Genomic DNA, 17,843 nt, shown 5'->3' on the forward strand with positions numbered 1-17,843 from the left:
TTTTTTAGATAGGGTGCATGATCAAATGGATTTCAATTTTATATTAACACGTAGAAATGTCATCTTTAAGGTTACCCCCAAACAGTATAATCCATTAAAGTGTTTAAATTGCACGTAAAAATACATTAAATCACTAATAATATTCAAAATTCAATCATGGCAACGTTAAAAGAAGGCGATCAGGCACCAGCAATCACATCGAAAGATCAAAACGGCAATGAAGTGTCGTTAAGCGACTATAAGGGAAAAACAGTTGTGCTTTACTTTTATCCAAAAGACGATACCCCTGGTTGTACAGCCGAAGCTTGCGATTTCAGAGATAACTATCAAGGTTTACAGGCTAAAGGCATTGTCATTTTAGGCGTTAGTGTTGATGACGAAAAATCACATCAGAAATTTGTAACCAAACATAATTTACCTTTTACCTTATTAGCCGATACCGACCAGAAAATTGTCAACGACTACGGTGTATGGGGAGAAAAAAACATGTACGGCAAAAAATACATGGGCACGGTCCGTACAACTTTCATTATTGATGGCGATGGAAAAATTATCCACATCATCAAAAAAGTTGATACCAAAAACCCAACACAACAAGTACTCAATTTAATCAATAACTAATTATGATATAGCGGGTAAAATATTACCTTTGTTATATAACAACAACCTCTTATTTTAATGAAACATACAATTAAAGAGCTAGAAGATATTGCCTCTCAAATCAGAAGAGATATCGTAAGAATGGTTCATGGATGTCAATCTGGTCACCCGGGCGCATCGCTTGGCTGTGCAGATTTTTTTACTGCTTTATATTTCGAAGTAATGAACCACAAAACAGACTTCACTATGGAAGGTGCTGGCGAAGATCTTTTCTTCCTTTCCAATGGTCATATTTCTCCGGTTTGGTACAGTACATTGGCTCATGCCGGTTATTTTGATAAAAGCGAACTGGCAACTTTCCGTAAACTGGATTCCAGATTACAAGGTCACCCAACTACCCACGAACATCTCCCAGGTGTCCGCATTGCCTCAGGCTCATTAGGCCAGGGTTTATCGGTTGCTATTGGAGCTGCACTCGCTAAAAAATTAAACGGCGATAAATCTTATGTTTTTGCCTTATTGGGTGATGGGGAATTACAGGAAGGACAAAACTGGGAAGCAGCCATGTTTGCACCGTTTAATAAAGTTGATCATTTAATTGCATCTGTTGATTATAACGGACAGCAGATTGATGGACCAACAAGCAAAGTTCTTGCCCTGGATGATTTACAGGCTAAATTTGAAGCTTTCGGATGGCACGTAATCAATACAGATGGTAACGATATGCAGGCCATTGTTGAAGGATTACATTATGCTAAAACTTTAACAGGAAAAGGTAAACCGATCTTAAATCTAATGAGCACACAAATGGGTGCTGGTGTAGATTATATGATGGGTACACATAAATGGCATGGTACAGCGCCAAATGATGAGCAATTAGCTGCTGCATTAGCGCAATTACCAGAAACTTTAGGGGATTACTAAATTAGATTGGAAATGTGAGATGTGAGTCTCATATCTAAAATCTCACATCTAAAAAGCAATGAAAACCTGCGAAGCAAGCTTGAACGCAGCTAATTAAAAATATAAAAACGTGAAAAAATATACATATACAGAAAAAAAAGATACACGTTCGGGTTTTGGAGCTGGCTTACATGAAGCCGGAAAGAAAAACGAAAACGTGGTTGCCTTATGTGCCGATTTAGTTGGATCGCTTAAAATGGATGCTTTTATTAAAGATTTTCCTGAGCGTTTTACACAGGTTGGTATTGCAGAAGCAAACATGATCGGTATTGCAGCAGGTATGACTATTGGTGGCAAAATTCCATTTACAGGTACTTTTGCGAACTTTTCTACAGGCCGTGTTTACGATCAGATCCGCCAATCGGTAGCTTATTCTAATAAAAATGTTAAAATCTGTGCATCTCATGCTGGTTTAACCTTAGGAGAGGATGGTGCAACACACCAGATTTTGGAAGATATTGGCTTAATGAAAATGTTGCCGGGAATGGTGGTCATTAATCCTTGCGATTACAACCAGACCAAAGCAGCTACTATAGCCATTGCAGAATACGAGGGTCCGGTTTATTTACGTTTCGGCCGCCCGGTAATTCCTGTATTTACAGATCCGGATCAAAAATTCGAGATAGGTAAAGCCTGGATGGTTAACGAAGGTACAGATGTAACTATTATTGCTACAGGCCACATGGTTTGGAAAGCAATTGAAGCTGGAGAAAAATTAGCTGAATTAGGTATTGATGCCGAAATTATCAATATCCATACGATTAAACCTTTGGATGATGAGGCAATCTTAAAATCAGTTAAGAAAACCGGTTGTGTAGTAACCTGCGAAGAGCATAACAAATTTGGCGGTTTAGGCGAAAGTGTTGCTCGTTTACTTACTACCGAACTACCAACACCACAAGAATTTGTAGCTACTAATGATACTTTTGGCGAAAGCGGAACTCCAGATCAATTAATGTCTAAATATGGCTTAGATGCTGTAAACATTGTTGAGGCTGCGCAAAAAGTAATTGGTAGAAAGAAATAGATTTGAGTGATTAGATATGAGATTCGAGACATGAAATCGAATCTCATATCTCAATTCTCACATCTCAAATCTAGAGACAGAATGAAACAAGTTGAAGATTCAGAAATCCTGGCACTGTTTGCCGTAGAACGTACGCGTAATGAAGCCTTTAACCTGTTGTTAAAAAAATACCAGCAAAAAATATACTGGCATATCCGCAGACTGGTTTTAAACCACGATGATTGTGATGACCTTTTACAGGAGGTATTTGTTAAGGTTTGGAAAAACCTCGATAAATTTAGAAGTGATGCTCAGCTCTACACCTGGATTTACCGTATTGCTACCAATGAATCGATCACGTTCTTAAATAAACAAAAGCAGCGCAATAACACACCTTTGGATGAAGTATCATCAGAACTCGCTGATAATTTGGTATCATCCTCTTATTTTAACGGCGATAAACTTGAGCTTAAGCTGCAAAAAGCAATCCTTACCTTACCTGAAAAACAGCGGATTATTTTTAACATGAAATATTTTGACGATATGAAATATGAAGAGATTTCGGAAATTCTTGGAACCTCTGTAGGCGCATTAAAAGCATCATTTCACATCGCGGCAAAAAAAATTGAAGCTTTTATTACAAATGATCAAATAGACTATTAAACCTTTTCACTTTAATTGGATCATATAATTGTGATGAGCGAAAATATAGAAAATAACGACTGGATGAACGAAACCCCTAACCTTAGGGTAATTGGAAAGCGTAATCCGTTCTCGGTGCCTGATGGATATTTTGAAGGTGGTGAAGAGGCCATTTTTTCTGTAGTCTTTTTAGATGGATTGAAACAGAAAACCAATAACAATAATTTTGAGGTTCCGCAGAATTATTTTGAAAATTTAACGGAACGTATACAAACGCGGATTGTTCTGGAAGAATTGCCTAAGGCAGAACATGCTTTTAGCGTACCCGAAAACTACTTTGACAACCTGCAAAGTAGGATTGCACTTAAAATTGCCCAGTCCGAACCTAAAAAGGTGGCTAAGGTTATTCCTTTATGGAGGCGGAATATTGTTAAATATGCAAGTGCAGCCTGTTTTTTACTAATGGTTTCATTTAGCATTTATTTTTACCAAAACAGTTCAGTAACAGGTGTTCAGCAGGTACAATCTGCAGATGCAATAAATGAACAGATGTTATATGATATCGATGAAAATACCATCATCGATCATTTAGAAGCACAACCTACTGCATTATCTAATAATAAAACTTCTGCGTCAGATACAGAAATGGAAAACTACATCCTGAGTCATTTTTCTTCAAGTGATTTATCTCAGGAACTAAATAATTAAAATGATGAAGAACTTAATTTTAATTGCTTTAATATTTCTATTGCCCACTGCCCTTTTTGCTCAAAGGCCTAAAGGAGAAGAAATAGAATCACTAAAAATAGCCTTTTTTACCCAAAAACTGGATCTATCGCCTGAAGAAGCCAAAATTTTCTGGCCGATTTATAACGATATGCAGGCTGAACAAAATGCATTGCGCAAGGAACGTATCCAAAAAATGATATCCTTCAGAAAAGTGGATGAAATTGATAATTTAACAGATGCACAGGTACAGAGCTTAATTACCAGTGAATTCGACTTTAAACAAAGAGATCTTAATCTCGACAAAAAATATTACAATAAACTAAAATCTTCACTACCCATTAAAGTTGTCGGTAAATTTTACAGGGCCCAGGAAGGTTTTAAACGGGAGCTGCTCAACAGGTATAGAGGCGGCCAAAGGCCATAACAAAGAAAGACTTACAGCAATGTAGGTCTTTTTTATTTTAAAGCGCTCTATCATTTCAGTACTTTTGTGCTATGCTTACCCAACGTCAGTTGTTTTTACAACATAATGCACAAACCTCTCCGGAACCGCTCATGCTCGAATTTGTGAAGGCAAAAGGAGTTTATATATACGATGCTGCAGGTAAAAAACATTTGGATCTTATTGCCGGTATCGGTGTAAGTAATGTTGGACACTGCCATCCGGCTGTAGTTGAGGCCATCCAGAAACAGGCTGAAACCTATATGCACCTGATGGTGTATGGCGAATATGTACAAAGTCCACAGGTTAATTTTGCGAAAGCCCTTGCCGATATTTTGCCCCCTAACCTAAGCTGCACCTATTTTTTAAATTCAGGTACAGAAGCGGTAGAAGGCGCCATGAAACTGGCCAAACGTTACACCGGCCGGAAAGGATTTATCGCCTGTAAAAATGCCTACCATGGCAGTACCCAGGGTGCCGAAAGTTTAATGGAAAGCGATTCCTATTCTTCCGGTTATGGTCCGTTTTTACCCCATGTAAGCTTTATCGAACATAATAACATTGCTGATCTCGAAAAAATAACAGCAGAGATTGCCGCAGTTTTTATAGAACCTATTCAGGGTGAAGCAGGTATATGTGTAGCCGATTTAAGTTACATGCAAGCTTTGCGAAAAAAATGCGATGAAACAGGTACTTTACTGACCTTCGACGAAATACAATCGGGTTTTGGCCGCAGCGGCAAAATGTTCGCTTTTGAGCATTACCAGGTTGTACCAGATGTGCTGCTATTGGCCAAGGGAATTGGCGGCGGAATGCCGATCGGTGCTTTCATCAGTTCGCTCGAAATTATGTCAGTTTTATCGCATACGCCTATTTTAGGCCACATGACAACCTTTGGCGGTCATCCGGTCTGCTGTGCAGCAGGCCTGGCCACTTTACGTACGCTAGTTGATGGTCATATTGTTGATGAAGTGGAACAAAAAGGGCAATTGTTTAAACAGCTTTTACAACACCCTGCTATTAAAGAAATCAGGGGAAAAGGTTTGATGCTGGCCATTGAATTTGAAAATTTCGAGCTAAACAAAAAAATAATCGATGCCTGTATTCTCGATGGTGTGTTATCCGACTGGTTTTTACACTGCAGCAATTCCATGCGCATTGCCCCACCTTTAATTATCACCAATGAAGAAATTGAAGAAGCCTGTGCGATCATCTTAAAAAATATTAACTTAGTTGCAGGGTAAAAACAAAACAAAGCGTAAAAAGCGGAGATTAAAACTACTAATTGTTAACTGAAATGAATGTACTAATCGTTGAAGATGAAAAGAGCCTGGCGCTCGAAATGGATGAATTCTTGAGCAAAGAAGGCTTTATTGTAGAACATGCCTGGAAAAAATCTTCTGCGGAGGAAAAAATATTTGTAAACAATTATGATTTCATTTTACTCGATTTAGGTTTGCCCGATGGGGATGGTTTCGATATTTTGAAACAGCTGAAAGCCATCAAGGATCGTGATGATGCTGTAATCATTTTAACAGCACGTAGTGCTGTAGACGACCGGATTAGGGGGCTCGATGAAGGTGCAGATGATTATTTGCCAAAACCTTTTTCACTGAACGAGCTTTTAGCCCGTATGCATGCCATTACCCGTAGAAAACATAAGTTAGATAAAAACGAGGTAAACATTCATAACTTCTTGCTCAATATCCAGAACAGAACCGTTTCGTTTGGCGATGAAAGATTAAACCTGACCAAGAAGGAGTTCGAAATATTTAACTATTTGGTACTGAACAAAAACCGAGTGGTATCTAGAATGAGTTTAACTGAACACGTTTGGGGTGATATTTTAGAAGTCAATTCAGATTCTAACTTTGTTGATGTTCATGTTAAAAACCTGAGAAAAAAACTTGCAGGCATTAGCCCTATAGATTGGTTTGAAACCGTAAGAAGTATTGGCTACAGGATCAATTGCTAGAGAGTCAGGAGGTCAGAAGTTAAGTGTCGATCTAACAATGAACCGATGACAATTGAACTAATGAACCATTAAACAAAATGAAGTTACAGGTTAAGTTTTCTTTATACAACGCAGTAACCAAAATCGCCATCATCCTGGTGTTGGGGGCTATCATTTTATTCTCGTTAGACAAACTTGCCTATAACCAATTTGATAACCGCCTGATCAAAAAAAAGAACAAAATCATCAAACACCTGAATGATGATGAAATCGACAGCCTTTTAAACAAACAACAATCTTTTACGGATTACAACATATTAAAGGAAGAGTTTATCATTTTAACAGACATTCCCGATAACCAAAAAGATTCTACGGCCAAAGTATTTACCGAAAAGAGAGAAATTGAAGGAGATATTGAAGTATACAGGATCCTGAACTATAAATTTTCCTATCATACAAACTGGTATAACCTAGAAATCGGTGAAACAATGACGGCTCTCCAGTCGATTAAAAATTCGATAAGGTTTTATATGCTTATTGTATTGGTTGCAGCCCTGCTGGTTACCCTCCTAGCTGATTTTACTTTTTCCAACTTCCTGTTGAAGCCCTTTTATCTTATTATCGATAAAAAGATTAACCTGGTTGACGATCCGTCTCACTACAATTATGAGAATATACCAACCACTACCAACGATTTTAAAATCCTCGATAACAGTATAAATTCCTTAATGCGGAAAATAAATACCCTCTTCGCTTTAGAGAAACAGTTTATTGCCAATGTTTCGCATGAGTTGCTCACGCCCATTTCTATTTTAAGTACACGATTTGAAAACATGCTCAATACACCTCAAATACCGGTAGAGCATGAAAATAAAATATATGCATCCTTAAAAACATTGAACCGTTTAAAGGTTATTATCAATAGCTTGCTTCTTATCTCAAAGGTAGAAAACAACCAATATTTAAAAACGGAAGAAATTAGCCTCAAACAGGAAATTGAAGACATATACGAAGACCTTGAAGATCGTATAACGGATAAAAATATTAGTTATAGTGCCGCCTTAACAAAGGATTTTCATTTCACAGGAAATAAAGCATTGATACACACACTTTTAATAAACATTATTAACAACGCCATTAAATATAATGTTATTGGAGGTACGATCACCATATCTGATAAAAGCGAAGCTGAAAAATATGTTTTAACCATTAGCGATACCGGGCAGGGCATGAGCCAGGCATTGGTAGAAGATGCTTTTGATCGTTTTAAAAGAGGGAACAGTGAAGAAAATGGATTTGGATTAGGCTTGGCAATTGTTCAAAGTATTGCCCGCTTTCACCGGATCGAAATCGATATTAAATCTGAAGAGCATAAAGGAACCAGCATCTCGTTATCCTTTTAAACTTAAAACGGCTAAATAAAACAGGTATTACAAAGAAACCTAGCTTACAACAGTAAAGTAAAATTTCGCTGGAAGCATTAAAGGCTACATCCCTGATGGATGCAGCCTTTTAAACTCTTTTAACTACTTTACTGCTTCTTTTGCCGCTTTTGACCACTCCTCTCCCAGCTTAAGTACATAATCAGAATATTTTTGTATTTCATCGGGCTTTAACTTAGCGGCCCAACCTGCTGCCTGATTTGCCCAAGCCGTGTATTTATCGCTAACGGCTTTAATTTCAGTTGCATTTTTACTTTTTACAGCTGCAATGTATTCATCCTTTAATTTGCTGTACTCGGCAAGCCCCATATTTACTTCTTCACTTGAGAATGTTGGAACCTCTGTTTTAACCGTCTCAGTTGTTTTTGTAGTTACTTTTGTAATGGTGTCGCCATTAGCAGAAATTTCGCTTGAGTCTTTGGTCGTTTCCGTTTTTTTAGTACTGTCGCACGATACCAATGCAGAAGCCAGTAAGCCTGCTGCAGCGATTGATAAGAAGGTGTTTTTCATGATGGATTTAGTTTTTAGCCGAATTATGACTAAATATTGTGCCAAACCCTTAAAATGAGCTCATAACGAGATCATTTTGTCTATAAATCTTCAAAACGTTCCCAAAAACCATCAACAGGTAATTTGGCGAATATATTTACAGGTTCTTTTTTTACCGGATGCATAAACTGCAGGCGACGGGCATGCAGGCAAATACTCCCCTTTCTGCTTCCTCTCGGGTAACCGTATTTATTATCGCCCATAATAGGGCAGCCCATTGATGACAGCTGCACCCTGATCTGGTGCGAACGGCCTGTTAAAGGATCAACCTCCAAAAGGTAATAATCGCCTACTTTGGCCTTTACTTTATAGGAAAGTTCGGCCCGCTGACTTCCTGCAACCTCAGTATTATAATAAGAAACCACATTCTTCTGGGGGTTTTTAACCAGCCAGTGGATCAAAGTAGCAGATTCTTTTTCGGGTTTGTTTTTTACTACAGCCCAATAAGTTTTTTTTACTTGCCTGTTTTTAAAAACAGCATTCATCCTTTCTAATGCCTTACTGGTTTTTGCAAACAGGATTACACCGCTTACCGGCCTGTCTAAACGGTGTACCACGCCCAAAAAAGCACCATTAGGTTTGTTGTATTTCTTAGCAATATACTTTTTTACCTGTTCATCCAGGGGTTCATCGCCAGTTTCGTCAACCTGTACGATGTCACCTGCCCTCTTATTAATAGCGATTAAATGATTGTCTTCAAAAAGAATGTCGTTATCGGTAATTGGCATCGGTTAGTTCATTGGTTCATTCGTCATTAGTTCATTTGATAGAGCAAATCGTCTATTGCGAAAGTTTATTGGTTCATCGGTTAAGCTTTTTATTATTTAAGGTCGGATAGTTTACCTGCGCTTGAAACAACTCCAAAAACTTAGTACTGTTCTTTTTCGTTCGGGAAATCATTTCCCTTTACATCACGGATATAAGATTGCGCCGCACCTAAAATTTCGTCGTAAAGATTGATGTACTGGCGTAAAAAACGGGGTTTAAAGCCTTTGGTTAATCCGATCATATCATTTACCACCAAAACCTGTCCGTCGCAGTGCGGTCCTGCACCGATACCAATGGTTGGGATATTTAAACTTTCGGTAACCTCCTTACCCAAAGCCGCCGGAATTTTCTCCAAAACAATGGAAAAACAACCAGCAGCCTGCAAAGCCAGCACATCGGTTTTTAGCTTATTCGCTTCCTGCTCTTCCTTGGCACGTACAGTATAGGTACCAAATTTGTAGATAGATTGAGGTGTTAATCCTAAATGTCCCATAACCGGGATACCGGCAGTGATAATGCGCTGTATCGACTCAATAATCTCTTCGCCCCCCTCTAACTTAACACCATGCGCACCTGATTCTTTCATGATCCTGATGGCAGAGTTTAACGCCTCCTTCGAGTTTCCCTGATAAGAACCAAAAGGCAGATCGACCACTACAAAAGCACGTTTAACCGCCCTGATTACAGAAGCAGCGTGGTAAATCATCTGATCGAGGGTAATTGGCAAAGTCGTTTCATGACCAGCCATTACATTCGAAGCAGAATCACCAACCAATAAAACATCTAAGCCAGCATCGTCCAAAATGGTTGCCATCGAATAATCGTAGGCTGTTAGCATTGATATTTTCTCACCACGTTCTTTCATTTCCTGTAAGATATGCGTGGTAACGCGTTTGATTTCTTTATGTACCGACATGGGATTTGTTTTGTGTTGCCAAAAGTATTGTTTTTTCTTTAATTAAGCTGAAAGACCAAAGGTAAAAGACCAAAGCAATCTCAAGCTAAAATCATTTTTTATACAAATCTGACTTTACAACTTTCAGCTTTAGCCTTTCTGCTTTCAGCCTCAACCTTATTTCATTTTTCTCTTTATATTCCCAATCTAAAGCTCTATCTTTGTACCCCGAAATGGAAGGGATATATTCATCTTTTTTTGTACCCTGCAAATACGGCTTTAATGCCGAAAGCCATTCTTTTTTCAACTCTTTTTTAAATCAAAATCCATATTGTAATTACCATGACTAACTACACCAAGTTACCTGCGATTTTATTACTGGCCGATGGCACAGTTTTTTACGGCAAAGCGGCCGGAAAAATTGGCACCACTACCGGCGAAATTTGTTTTAATACCGGGATGACAGGTTACCAGGAAATTTTTACAGATCCAAGTTATTTTGGACAAATAATGGTTACCACCAATGCACATATTGGTAATTATGGTATCCATAAAGATGAAATCGAATCAGGATCGATCAAAATCGCTGGTTTAGTCTGCAAAAATTACAACATCGTTTACAGCCGCAAACAAGCTACTGAATCCATCCAGGATTATTTTCAGAATGATAACCTGGTTGCCATTTCTGATATCGATACCCGTGCGCTGGTTCGCCACATCAGGGATAAGGGTGCAATGAATGCCATTATCTCTTCTGAGATTACTGATTTAAAAGAATTAAAAGAAAAACTGGACGAAGTACCTTCAATGGAAGGATTAGAACTTTCATCAAAAGTAAGTACAACAGAACCTTATTTTTATGGCAATCCTGATGCAACTTTAAAAGTTGCTGCTTTAGATTTGGGTATCAAGAAAAACATTTTGCGCAATTTCGAAAACCGCGACATCTATGTTCAGGTTTTCCCGGCCAAGACTACTTTCGCAGAAATGGAAAAATTTAACCCGGATGGTTATTTTATTTCCAATGGTCCTGGCGATCCTTCTGTAATGCCTTATGCAGTAGAAACCATTAAAGATATTTTAGCAGTAGACAAACCGTTATTTGGAATCTGTTTAGGCCACCAGTTATTGGCCGAAGCAAATGGTATCGGCACTATGAAAATGTTTAATGGTCACCGTGGATTAAACCACCCGGTTAAAAACATTATTAAAAACCATTGCGAAGTAACCTCACAGAACCATGGTTTTGGTGTAATTCCAGACGAGGTTAAAAACTCAGATAAGGTAGAAATTACCCACGTTAACCTGAACGATAAATCTATAGAGGGCATCCGTGTTAAAGGCAAAAAGGCATTCTCGGTTCAATATCACCCTGAATCATCTCCGGGTCCACATGATTCGCGTTACTTATTCGATGATTTTGTTGAGGTAATGAAAGGCGAGTTAGTTTGGTAAGAGAGGCAGCTTAAAGACCAAAGCCTAAAGGCAGAGGCAGGCTTGAAAGTGAAGTTAGCAAGCAAGTTTAAAGCTAAAATATAAAAATATAATCTGTGGATCTGCGGCAAATTTGGGGCTAAAGATTCGCAGATTTCTTTTTTAAGCCCATTTCACCCGAATAAAACATCATTTTACCGACATTTTCGGTTATCTCTATAAAAATTCATTTCCTATTCACTTAAAGCTCCTTACATTCGCAATATGGAAACAAAAAAAGCCATTATCAGTGTAAAAGACCTGGTAAAAAAATACGATGATTTTGTGGCCGTTCAAGGGCTTAGTTTTGAGGTATATGAGCATGAAATTTTCGGTCTGCTTGGCCCAAATGGCGCCGGAAAAACAACCACCCTCGAAATTATAGAAACCCTGAGAGCTAAAACATCTGGCGAAATTATTGTTGATGGCTTTTCGGTAGATAAACAGGCACAAGATATTAAACAGATTATTGGTGTACAGCTTCAGGCCGCAGGTTATTACCCAAACCTTAACCTGATAGAACTGATTGAACTTTTTGCAGGTTTATATGGGGCTAATATCAAACCAATGGAAATGCTGGAGAAAGTTAATCTTCAGGATAAGGCTAAAGCCAAATACAAAGCACTTTCAGGAGGACAAAAACAGCGTTTCTCCATAGCCACTACACTCATCAACCAACCAAAGATTATTTTTTTAGATGAACCTACAACAGGCCTTGATCCACAGGCGCGCCGTAATCTGTGGGACCTGATTGTCGAAATCCGGAATGCCGGTACGACTGTTGTAATTACTACGCACTACATGGATGAAGCCGAACAGCTTTGTGATCGGGTAGCTTTTGTAGAACGCGGACAGATTATCGCTTTAGATACCCCTGATAATTTAATAGATCAATTGGTAAGCAGTGGTTTTGAGCGTAAAAAAGAGGTTAAAAAAGCCAACCTGGAAGATGTTTTCATTAATCTTACAGGTCAGGAATGGCGTGAATAGCCGGGGTTATCTTATAACCTATTCCTTAATACATTTTTCAAAATAAAATCCAGCAGAACCAATATGCAAAAAGATATACAAAATCAACCTTCAAACTCCCCCTTGGCAACAGGAGGCTATAGCAATACCAAAGCAACCCTGGCACTTGCCAAAGCGAGTTTCCGGTCTATTATGCGGAGTCCTTCGGCCGTGGTATTTACCCTTGCTTTCCCCTTGATATTTATTCTCGTTTTTGGTTTTTTGGGTGGTGGCGGAACACGTATTGACGTTGGGGTAACGCCAGGCTCTGATATAAACAACCCGGTGATAGGCATGCTCGAAAAAACAGGGATGATCCGTCTGGTAAAAGATAAGTCAAAAGCTGAGTTTGATAAATTACTTGAAAAAGGCAATGTTGATGCAATGGTAGATGTGCACAGAAAAGTAAACACTGCAGCCTATTCGGTCAACGTAGTTTATACTTCTGCATCAAGAGATAAAGGCGGGATTTTAAAATCGGTTTTAAACAATATATTTTACGATAAAACTTTAAAACCAACGGTAGCGGAAATAAAGGAAAGCACCATTACAGGCCGCGAATATAAAATGATTGATTTTATCCTGCCAGGTCAATTGGGCTTTTCACTATTAAGTACAGGTGTTTTCGGAACCGCATTTGTATTTTTAAGCCTGCGCCAAACTTTGGTAATTAAACGCTTTTTCGCAACACCTGTAAAGCGTTCGAGTATTGTAATAGGCGAAGGGATTGCCCGTATTGGCTTTGCCTTAATCGGTGCCTTATTTATCATTTTAATCGGTCATTTCTTTTTTGGCTTTACCCTTGTACACGGTACACTTACGGTCGTCAACATGCTCATACTCGCTACGCTTGGCGTGATTGTTTTTATGGGCTTTGGTTTTATCATTTCGGGTATCGCCAAAAACGAAAGTATGGTACCTCCCATATCAAACATTGTTACCCTTCCGCAGTTTTTATTATCGGGAACATTCTTTTCTATAGAGGCTTTTCCAAATTGGTTACAGCCGATCAGCAGAGCCCTACCACTCACTTATTTAAACGATGCCATGCGTAAAGTTGCTTTTGAAGGATTAGGTTTATGGGATGTGAAATTCCAGATCATGATCTTATTGCTTTGGGGCATTGGCATTTATGCAGTAGCGGTAAAAGTATTTAAGTGGGAATAAAATACCTTATAATCTTCTGAAGAGGCCGTATCATAGCAGTGATTTCATCTCAACAGGTATAAACTGACCCGGTTTATACCGAGCTTTACGAAATCTTGCATGGCATTAAAACTGGCCGTCCAACTAGCTTGCGATAACACTTCTATAGGCTACGGCTACTTTTCTGAATAAAAAATTAATATCGGATAATTTGTTTTTCCGGTTAACCGATATTATATTTGGGTATGTGGGATTTTGATTTAAGCGAATTAGAAGAGTTATTACCTCAGATAGAAAGGTTATACGAAAAAAAGGCCAAGTTGGAAGCTTCGAGGCCATTGCCTAATAGCGCCCTGCACCGAATCAAAGAAGACCTCACACTTGAATGGACCTATAATTCTAACAGTATAGAGGGGAATACCCTAAGCCTGAAAGAAACCCAAATGGTTTTACAGGAAGGTATGACTGTAAAAGGAAAATCACTAAGGGAGCATTTCGAAGCCTACAACCACGAAAAAGCCATTGATTACTTATATACCTTAGTTAACAAAAACTATATATTAAGGAGCATTGATATTTTATCGCTGCATGGCTTAGTATTGCGAAGCATTGAGGATGATTATGCTGGCCGCCTAAGGAATGGCGGGGTACGTATTGTAGGTGCAAATTTTACCCCTCCAAATGCCAACAAGGTTTCTGGTCTGTTAGATCAATTAATCACTTTTATTAACGACAATCCATTAGGGTTAAATGACATTCTACTATCAACTATTTTTCACCATAAACTAGTCTGGATACACCCTTTTTTCGATGGTAATGGCCGTACCGTAAGGCTTGCCATGAATCTACTGCTCATGCGAAATGGCTTCCCTCCTGCCATTATCCTCAAAAATGACAGAAAGAAATACTACGAAGCACTTAATCAGGCCAACAAAGGCAATTATCACAAACTTTGCTTATTGATGCTTCAGGCCCTGGAGCGTTCTTTAAATATCTATATCAATGCATTACCTAACCACACCTATGGTGATTACGAACCCATTTCTCATATCGTTTCAGAACCCGATGTGCCTTATGGGCAGGAGTACGTGAGTTTATTGGCAAGGCAGGGCAAAATAGATGCCTACAAGGAAGGCAGAGATTGGCTTACCACAAAAGCGGCGGTGCAAAGCTATATCAGAACACGCAAGAGGAAACGTTAACCTTTTTTAACTTTTTACAGTTTGAGAATGATGTAATTTTACTGAAAAATATTTAATGAAAAAATTGATCATCTTTTGCAGTATTTTTTTGCTTGCTCATACAGCAGAAGCGCAGTTTAAATTCCTTGCCAATAATAGTTCTGATCAATATAAGGCTAAAATTATTGTAGACAGGTGCCAAAACAGTGCCTGTGATGGAAAAGCAACTATAATACTCTATGATAAGATTACAGACAGTGAGATAGATACTTTTCATTCAGACGACCTCGAATTCGGCTTAACCGAAAAACAGGATGCAAAACTAGGATGGCTTGAACTTGGAAAATACCAAACACCATTAATTTTCGGAGATTTTAATTTCGATGGTCTTGAAGATATCGCAATCAGAAATGGCAATAAGGGCAGCTATTCGAGTCCGTCATACGACATATATTTAGCTGCCTCCAAAAACAAGTTCCTTTTGAACAGCGAACTAACCCAACTGGCCAGCCAAAACCTCGGCATGTTTGATATAGATAAAAAAGCTAAGCAACTATCCATCCATCAAAAAGACGGATGCTGTTTTGATAAGACAATCAATTACAGATACGACAGTAAAAACATTTTATATGAAGATTCTTCGGTAATTGAAGATTCGACTATCGCAGATTACGTTACAGTAATTACCCAAAAACTGGTTGACGGTAAAATGAAAAGAACCGTACAAAAATTTAAGATGAAAGATTATTATAATCAATAATTAAGATTAAATGGCGGTGCCAAATGTCTTCGTTTTGAGCGAAAGGCAACGTAACCGGAACTCCAGAGACTTAGCGAAGCTAAATCTATATCAAAAGCATTTTTTATTTAGATCTCTCCGCTATGCCTCAGTCGGGATGACATCATTTTTTATTGAAATCCGCTCAATTTAAAGCGCTGCTTTTACCAAAAATGGCAGTATTTCTTTCTGGAAACTTACAAAGTTCTTACGTACGTCTGAATCGCTCACCGAAGTAAATGCAAATGAAAATACAATACTTTTGCTTGCTTTTAGCAAAAAGGCCAAACCTTCTCTTCTTGCAGGGTTATTCTTAAAATTATCTAATTGCAGGTATGCGGCCAGCAACAAGGCTTCGAGCTGATCAGATAAATGTTTCAGAAACTCCTGCGAATTTGCGTTCTCGCGCACAAAATCCCAGCCAATAAACTCATTACAGGCAGTAAAAGATAAACGGCTGGTTTTCATCACAAGGGCCTTTAAATGCTCTTCTTCAGAGGCATAGCTAACTTTATTGTGCAGAATTTCGTGCAGGTTCTGATCAAGATAATCCATGAGAATACTATCCAATACCTGCTCTTTACTTTCAAAATATTTATAAATCGTTGCTTTGGCAATACGTGCCTTTTTTGCAATTTCGTTTACACTGGTTTTATGATAACCGTATTTTCTAAATAACTCCTTGGCAGCCTTTTTTACTGTTTCTTTTATTTTTTCAGCTTCCATTCTAATTGCTTACGTGTAATAATGTGTTGCCCTGTAGCGAAATATTATATGCTTTCAGGCTTCTCTCGGCCGGTGCTTTTTGCGGACTCCCATCGAGCAGTGAAAATTTTGCACCAGAGCAGGGATCGGTTGCCGTTACCCCACTGTCATCTGGCGCAACCTTGCATATTTTCTCTGGATTTACGGTACTGCAGCGATCGAAAGCTACATAAGTTCCAAGTGGCGTTTTAACGATCAACAATCCGCCAACTCCTACATTAGGGACTACTAATACAGTATTATTGATTGCCTTAAGGCTAAATTCGGTTATCGTAACATTATAGTTTACAGGCACATCCGGAATGTAACCATCTTCTTTACCACAACCGGTAATTAATACCAGAACAAATAATATGCTGTATAGATATTTCATTTTTAAATTAAGGCCGATTTAAACTGCTTTAAAAAACGTGCATCATTCTCAGAGAATAAACGCAGATCTTTAATTACATATTTTAAGTTGGCAATGCGCTCAATACCCATTCCAAAAGCAAAGCCACTGTATTTTTTAGAATCGATACCACAGTTTTCCAAAACATTCGGATCTACCATACCGCAGCCCAAAATTTCTACCCAGCCGCTGTATTTACAAAGCTGGCATCCAGCACCTTTACAGATGGTACAAGAGATATCCATTTCTGCTGAAGGCTCTGTAAAAGGGAAATATGACGGGCGGAAACGTACTTTTGTACCTTCTCCGTATAGCTCCTGAACGAAATAGAACAAGGTTTGCTTTAAATCAGCAAATGAAACATTTTCATCTACGTATAAACCTTCTACCTGGTGGAAAAAGCAATGTGCCCTGGCCGAAATAGCTTCGTTGCGGTAAACCCGGCCTGGCATAATCGCCCTGAATGGCGGTTGCCCCTGCTCCATCATCCGTACCTGTACTGATGAAGTATGGGTACGCAAAGCGATGTCGCCTTTTTCGCCACCTTTTTTGATGAAAAAGGTATCCTGCATATCCCTTGCCGGGTGTTCTTCAGGGAAATTTAACGCAGAGAAGTTATGCCAGTCGTCCTCAATTTCAGGACCTTCCGCTACGGTAAAACCAAGTTTGGCAAAAATTTCTACAATTTCCCTGCGCACCAAAGCTAATGGATGGCGTGATCCCACTTCAAAACCTTCGCCTGGTAAAGTTAAATCCAGTTGCGAATTTTCACTTTTGGCGTCAACACTTTCGGTTGATTCTTTTAAAGTTTGGTATTTAGATTCGGCTAGTTGCTTAAACTCGTTCAAAACCTTGCCCAACGATCTTTTTTCTTCAACAGAAACAGATTTGAACTCGTCAAAAATTTCTTTTATAATGCCTTTGCTCCCTAAATATTTAATACGGAACTGCTCTAATTCGTCGGCCTTTTCAGTTACGAAAGCATTGATCTCTTCGGTATATTGCGTTATTTTGTCCTGTAACATGGCTCCAAATATACAGCAAATTATCTAATAAATTTAGGTCTACCGGGTTCAAATAATCTGTTTACAATACCATTATAAAAGAAAAT

The 17,843-nt window shown here is 38.6% G+C and carries 20 protein-coding genes; 14 read left to right on the forward strand and 6 right to left on the reverse strand.

Going from position 1 to position 17,843, the window contains the following annotated elements:
• The first annotated feature begins 156 nt into the window (after positions 1 to 156).
• The 9 genes from bcp (at position 157) to ACFSR6_RS15975 (ending at position 7,739) form a co-directional block, all read left to right on the forward strand.
• Positions 157 to 621: a thioredoxin-dependent thiol peroxidase gene (bcp, locus tag ACFSR6_RS15935; RefSeq protein WP_379080592.1), complete on the forward strand. Its 465-nt coding sequence runs from the start codon at positions 157 to 159 to the stop codon at positions 619 to 621.
• A 57-nt stretch (positions 622 to 678) separates the two neighbouring features.
• Entirely contained in the window at positions 679 to 1,524 is an 846-nt protein-coding gene (locus ACFSR6_RS15940) for a transketolase (RefSeq protein WP_379080594.1), read from the forward strand.
• Between the two features lie 109 nt (positions 1,525 to 1,633).
• A complete protein-coding gene (locus tag ACFSR6_RS15945) occupies positions 1,634 to 2,590 on the forward strand; it encodes a transketolase family protein (protein ID WP_379080596.1) in 957 nt (318 codons plus the stop codon).
• A gap of 81 nt (positions 2,591 to 2,671) precedes the next feature.
• Entirely contained in the window at positions 2,672 to 3,232 is a 561-nt protein-coding gene (locus tag ACFSR6_RS15950) for an RNA polymerase sigma factor (RefSeq protein ID WP_379080598.1), read from the forward strand.
• A gap of 33 nt (positions 3,233 to 3,265) precedes the next feature.
• Entirely contained in the window at positions 3,266 to 3,919 is a 654-nt protein-coding gene (locus ACFSR6_RS15955; RefSeq protein ID WP_379080600.1) for a hypothetical protein, read from the forward strand.
• 1 nt (position 3,920) lies between these two features.
• Entirely contained in the window at positions 3,921 to 4,364 is a 444-nt protein-coding gene (locus ACFSR6_RS15960; RefSeq protein ID WP_379080602.1) for a hypothetical protein, read from the forward strand.
• Positions 4,365 to 4,435: 71 nt separating this feature from the next.
• Positions 4,436 to 5,626 (forward strand): aspartate aminotransferase family protein, encoded by a 1,191-nt coding sequence (locus tag ACFSR6_RS15965; RefSeq protein ID WP_379080604.1) that lies wholly within the window; start codon positions 4,436 to 4,438, stop codon positions 5,624 to 5,626.
• A 53-nt stretch (positions 5,627 to 5,679) separates the two neighbouring features.
• The gene (locus ACFSR6_RS15970; protein ID WP_379080606.1) at positions 5,680 to 6,357 is read left to right on the forward strand and encodes a response regulator transcription factor; all 678 of its coding nucleotides are present in this window, start codon (positions 5,680 to 5,682) and stop codon (positions 6,355 to 6,357) included.
• A gap of 77 nt (positions 6,358 to 6,434) precedes the next feature.
• On the forward strand, positions 6,435 to 7,739 hold the full coding sequence (locus ACFSR6_RS15975; protein WP_379080608.1) for a sensor histidine kinase: 1,305 nt from the start codon (positions 6,435 to 6,437) through the stop codon (positions 7,737 to 7,739).
• Positions 7,740 to 7,862: 123 nt separating this feature from the next.
• On the opposite strand, the gene ACFSR6_RS15980 is transcribed toward ACFSR6_RS15975, so the two are convergent.
• The 3 genes from ACFSR6_RS15980 to panB all read right to left on the reverse strand — a co-directional run bounded on the left by ACFSR6_RS15980 (position 7,863) and on the right by panB (position 10,011).
• Positions 7,863 to 8,288 (reverse strand): hypothetical protein, encoded by a 426-nt coding sequence (locus ACFSR6_RS15980; protein ID WP_379080610.1) that lies wholly within the window; start codon positions 8,286 to 8,288, stop codon positions 7,863 to 7,865.
• 80 nt (positions 8,289 to 8,368) lie between these two features.
• Positions 8,369 to 9,055 carry an RluA family pseudouridine synthase gene (locus tag ACFSR6_RS15985; protein WP_379080612.1) on the reverse strand — a complete coding sequence of 229 codons (687 nt, stop codon included), beginning with the start codon at positions 9,053 to 9,055 and terminating at the stop codon, positions 8,369 to 8,371.
• Between the two features lie 140 nt (positions 9,056 to 9,195).
• Positions 9,196 to 10,011, reverse strand: coding sequence for a 3-methyl-2-oxobutanoate hydroxymethyltransferase (gene panB / locus ACFSR6_RS15990; RefSeq protein ID WP_379080614.1), 816 nt, complete (start codon positions 10,009 to 10,011; stop codon positions 9,196 to 9,198).
• A 321-nt stretch (positions 10,012 to 10,332) separates the two neighbouring features.
• Between panB and carA the strand changes: the two genes are divergently transcribed.
• From carA to ACFSR6_RS16015, 5 genes are all read left to right on the forward strand, one after another.
• Positions 10,333 to 11,445, forward strand: a complete 1,113-nt coding sequence (gene carA, locus ACFSR6_RS15995; RefSeq protein WP_183768549.1) for a glutamine-hydrolyzing carbamoyl-phosphate synthase small subunit — start codon at positions 10,333 to 10,335, stop codon at positions 11,443 to 11,445.
• Between the two features lie 243 nt (positions 11,446 to 11,688).
• Entirely contained in the window at positions 11,689 to 12,453 is a 765-nt protein-coding gene (locus ACFSR6_RS16000) for an ABC transporter ATP-binding protein (protein WP_379080615.1), read from the forward strand.
• Between the two features lie 63 nt (positions 12,454 to 12,516).
• The gene (locus ACFSR6_RS16005) at positions 12,517 to 13,638 is read left to right on the forward strand and encodes an ABC transporter permease (protein WP_379080617.1); all 1,122 of its coding nucleotides are present in this window, start codon (positions 12,517 to 12,519) and stop codon (positions 13,636 to 13,638) included.
• A 224-nt stretch (positions 13,639 to 13,862) separates the two neighbouring features.
• Complete coding sequence (locus ACFSR6_RS16010; RefSeq protein WP_379080619.1) at positions 13,863 to 14,819, forward strand: Fic family protein; 957 nt, start codon at positions 13,863 to 13,865, stop codon at positions 14,817 to 14,819.
• Positions 14,820 to 14,874: 55 nt separating this feature from the next.
• The gene (locus ACFSR6_RS16015) at positions 14,875 to 15,558 is read left to right on the forward strand and encodes an XAC2610-related protein (protein WP_379080621.1); all 684 of its coding nucleotides are present in this window, start codon (positions 14,875 to 14,877) and stop codon (positions 15,556 to 15,558) included.
• Between the two features lie 168 nt (positions 15,559 to 15,726).
• Here the strand turns inward: ACFSR6_RS16015 and ACFSR6_RS16020 are convergent, their stop codons facing one another.
• The 3 genes from ACFSR6_RS16020 to pheS are packed head-to-tail and all read right to left on the reverse strand — an operon-like array spanning position 15,727 to position 17,757.
• Complete coding sequence (locus ACFSR6_RS16020; RefSeq protein WP_113950607.1) at positions 15,727 to 16,302, reverse strand: TetR/AcrR family transcriptional regulator; 576 nt, start codon at positions 16,300 to 16,302, stop codon at positions 15,727 to 15,729.
• Between the two features lies 1 nt (position 16,303).
• The gene (locus tag ACFSR6_RS16025) at positions 16,304 to 16,714 is read right to left on the reverse strand and encodes a Rieske (2Fe-2S) protein (protein WP_379080622.1); all 411 of its coding nucleotides are present in this window, start codon (positions 16,712 to 16,714) and stop codon (positions 16,304 to 16,306) included.
• A 2-nt stretch (positions 16,715 to 16,716) separates the two neighbouring features.
• Positions 16,717 to 17,757 (reverse strand): phenylalanine--tRNA ligase subunit alpha, encoded by a 1,041-nt coding sequence (pheS, locus tag ACFSR6_RS16030; protein WP_379080624.1) that lies wholly within the window; start codon positions 17,755 to 17,757, stop codon positions 16,717 to 16,719.
• Between the last annotated feature and the right edge of the window lie 86 nt (positions 17,758 to 17,843).

It is taken from the genome of Pedobacter vanadiisoli (genome assembly GCF_042684385.1).
In the GTDB taxonomy this organism is placed as follows: domain Bacteria; phylum Bacteroidota; class Bacteroidia; order Sphingobacteriales; family Sphingobacteriaceae; genus Pedobacter; species Pedobacter vanadiisoli.

What these genes read in the sequence shown, in the direction of transcription:
- carA (WP_183768549.1), top strand. Translation starts at nt 10,333, where the DNA reads ATGACTAACTACACCAAGTTACCTGCGATTTTATTACTGGCCGATGGC.
- ACFSR6_RS16015 (WP_379080621.1), top strand. Translation starts at nt 14,875, where the DNA reads ATGAAAAAATTGATCATCTTTTGCAGTATTTTTTTGCTTGCTCATACA.
- ACFSR6_RS15980 (WP_379080610.1), bottom strand. Translation starts at nt 8,288, where the DNA reads ATGAAAAACACCTTCTTATCAATCGCTGCAGCAGGCTTACTGGCTTCT.
- pheS (WP_379080624.1), bottom strand. Translation starts at nt 17,757, where the DNA reads ATGTTACAGGACAAAATAACGCAATATACCGAAGAGATCAATGCTTTC.
- ACFSR6_RS15970 (WP_379080606.1), top strand. Translation starts at nt 5,680, where the DNA reads ATGAATGTACTAATCGTTGAAGATGAAAAGAGCCTGGCGCTCGAAATG.
- ACFSR6_RS15960 (WP_379080602.1), top strand. Translation starts at nt 3,921, where the DNA reads ATGATGAAGAACTTAATTTTAATTGCTTTAATATTTCTATTGCCCACT.
- ACFSR6_RS15955 (WP_379080600.1), top strand. Translation starts at nt 3,266, where the DNA reads ATGAGCGAAAATATAGAAAATAACGACTGGATGAACGAAACCCCTAAC.
- ACFSR6_RS15975 (WP_379080608.1), top strand. Translation starts at nt 6,435, where the DNA reads ATGAAGTTACAGGTTAAGTTTTCTTTATACAACGCAGTAACCAAAATC.
- ACFSR6_RS16005 (WP_379080617.1), top strand. Translation starts at nt 12,517, where the DNA reads ATGCAAAAAGATATACAAAATCAACCTTCAAACTCCCCCTTGGCAACA.
- panB (WP_379080614.1), bottom strand. Translation starts at nt 10,011, where the DNA reads ATGTCGGTACATAAAGAAATCAAACGCGTTACCACGCATATCTTACAG.
- ACFSR6_RS15965 (WP_379080604.1), top strand. Translation starts at nt 4,436, where the DNA reads ATGCTTACCCAACGTCAGTTGTTTTTACAACATAATGCACAAACCTCT.
- ACFSR6_RS15985 (WP_379080612.1), bottom strand. Translation starts at nt 9,055, where the DNA reads ATGCCAATTACCGATAACGACATTCTTTTTGAAGACAATCATTTAATC.
- ACFSR6_RS16025 (WP_379080622.1), bottom strand. Translation starts at nt 16,714, where the DNA reads ATGAAATATCTATACAGCATATTATTTGTTCTGGTATTAATTACCGGT.
- ACFSR6_RS16010 (WP_379080619.1), top strand. Translation starts at nt 13,863, where the DNA reads ATGTGGGATTTTGATTTAAGCGAATTAGAAGAGTTATTACCTCAGATA.
- ACFSR6_RS15940 (WP_379080594.1), top strand. Translation starts at nt 679, where the DNA reads ATGAAACATACAATTAAAGAGCTAGAAGATATTGCCTCTCAAATCAGA.
- ACFSR6_RS16000 (WP_379080615.1), top strand. Translation starts at nt 11,689, where the DNA reads ATGGAAACAAAAAAAGCCATTATCAGTGTAAAAGACCTGGTAAAAAAA.
- ACFSR6_RS15950 (WP_379080598.1), top strand. Translation starts at nt 2,672, where the DNA reads ATGAAACAAGTTGAAGATTCAGAAATCCTGGCACTGTTTGCCGTAGAA.
- bcp (WP_379080592.1), top strand. Translation starts at nt 157, where the DNA reads ATGGCAACGTTAAAAGAAGGCGATCAGGCACCAGCAATCACATCGAAA.
- ACFSR6_RS16020 (WP_113950607.1), bottom strand. Translation starts at nt 16,302, where the DNA reads ATGGAAGCTGAAAAAATAAAAGAAACAGTAAAAAAGGCTGCCAAGGAG.